This window comes from Moraxella sp. CTOTU47724, assembly GCF_032014955.1.
Lineage (GTDB): Bacteria > Pseudomonadota > Gammaproteobacteria > Pseudomonadales > Moraxellaceae > Faucicola > Faucicola tetraodonis.
Genome location: NZ_DALZSV010000104.1, coordinates 1 through 2,085 on the forward strand (window position 1 = coordinate 1; position 2,085 = coordinate 2,085).

Consider the following 2,085-nt stretch of genomic DNA (forward strand, 5'->3'; position numbering starts at 1 on the left):
GTACCAATGGCATTTATTGGCGGTATGACCCATTTGCCAAGCTACTTTTACAACCCGATTGTGGGGGCAGTATTGGTATTTTCTGCCCTTTATTCGTTCAAATCTGCCAAAGTCTTAACCGCTGACCATTCACTAAAACCTGTGTCACAGTGGCTGTTGGCTGTGGTCGGTTCGATACTCGGTTTGTTGTCAGGTTTGACAGGTGTGGGCGGTGGTGTGTTTTTGAGTCCGATTTTGTTGTTTAGCAACTGGGCAAGCCCAAAAGTAGTGGCAGGAATTGCCTCGGCATTTATTTTGGTTAATTCGATGTCTGGGCTGTTGGGATTGCTGATGACAGGCGGTAAGCTCCCATGCGAATTACCGATTTGGTTGGCGGTGGCATTGGTGGGTGGCTTTGTCGGAGCGACTTATGGCAGTAAACGCCTTGCCGACCCAATGCTCAATAAATTACTGGCGGTAGTGTTGCTCATTGCAGGAGTAAAGATGTTTGGTATTTTTGAATACATGGCAAATTACTTTTGGTAAAAAGCACAAATTAACACACTTTATCACTGACGTATTTGGTTTATATGTCTTATGATAAGACGATTCGGTTCGCTCTTTAGCGAGGATACATATGTCACTTAAAGACTGAACTGTACTTGGATTGTCGGAGACCTAAAACTCTGAGACAATACCCTTATGAAAAGCAAACAATACAGGGCAGAAGTTAAGACACGAGCCGTCGAATTACTGATTGAATCACAAAAAGATTATCCCTCACTGTGGGCGTCCATCCAAGCCATCGCCCCCAAATTTGGCTGCACACCCGAAACCCTACGCTCATGGCATAAAAAGCACCTAGCTAGGCAAAATCCTGTTATCGTTACTACTCAAAGCACAGGCAAAGCTCGACCGCAAACCAAAGTAATGGTCAAATTCATTGATGACGAAAAACACAACCATGGGGCCCTTTCGATTTGCAGAATCCTGCCAATCGCCCCATCCACCTACTATCGCATCAAAGATGAACAAGATAACCCAGAAAAGCAAAGTCGACGTAAACAAAGCGATACCTACTTACTGGAGAAAATCAAACAGATTTGGCAAGCCAGTGGCTGTCGATATGGCATTCGTAAAGTTTGGCACAAACTCAAACAGAATGACTTACCCAAACTGGCTCGCTGTAGCGTTGAACGGCTCATGAAACAAGCAGGCATCCAAGGCGTATGGCGTGGTAAAGGCAAAATCACCACCAAACAGCGATCAGGACAACAAAACCCTAATGATTTGGTCAAACGCAACTTTACTGCTGATAGCCCAAACAAGAAAAGACGCTTGCAGAGCAGTGCTCCTCAGGTCGCAGATTTTACCTACATCAAAACTAAATCAGACTGGGTGTACACCGCCTTTGTCATCGACGTATTCAAGCGAGTTATTGTGGGTTGGAAAGTATCGAATCATATGGACACTCAGCTGGTTCTAGATGCCCTAAATCAAGCCTTAGACGCTAGAGGTAGACCAAGCGGAGTGATTCACCATTCCGATAAAGGTAGCCAGTATCTATCGATTAAATACGGTGAACGGCTTAAACAATCAGGGCTTGCCGCATCGGTGGGTACCACAGGTGATTCCACTTCGGGCATAGCCCTGCTTTGCCCGAGTGCAAGACGGAGAGCTAGGCTCGTAGTGGATACGGAAAATATCTACTATTGTTCATTAATTACGTCAGGCTATGCTGCCTGACAGGATTAAATTATCATAATACCGCTTTTCAAACTCAAAGGGTGACACATTTTAGTTAACAATCCTTTGAAATGACACAGCCCTTTGAAATGACACAGCGTTTCAAATATTATCCTATCAAACTACCTCCCAAACCCTCTGAATTTAGGTTGATTCGTTTTTTCTTTTTTCTGTTTATCCCACGTATTAATAGTTAATTTAAGCTTTGCATAACCCGATAAATCATAAGGATGCGCATCGATATAATCTCGAGTTTCTTTCGTAGTTGCCTGTTTTCCTTTTGAGCCATCTGGCTTTTGGTGATATAATACCAAACCCAATAATTAAAGCACTGCCCAATGACGAGCAGTGAGCGACTTA

1 protein-coding gene, 1 pseudogene and 1 other annotated feature are annotated in these 2,085 nt (G+C 43.8%); the gene and the pseudogene both read left to right on the plus strand.

Annotation, left to right across the window (positions count from 1 at the left end; all coding sequences use genetic code 11):
• The coding region (locus tag RTR63_RS11695) for a sulfite exporter TauE/SafE family protein (protein WP_312524441.1) at window positions 1-525 on the plus strand (525 nt) is incomplete at its 5' end.
• A gap of 156 nt (window positions 526-681) precedes the next feature.
• Window positions 682-1,614: pseudogene (locus tag RTR63_RS11700) on the plus strand (IS3 family transposase); the annotation flags it as partial.
• Window positions 877-984: a sequence feature (AL1L pseudoknot), on the plus strand. It overlaps the preceding pseudogene by 108 nt.
• Window positions 1,615-2,085 lie beyond the last annotated feature (471 nt).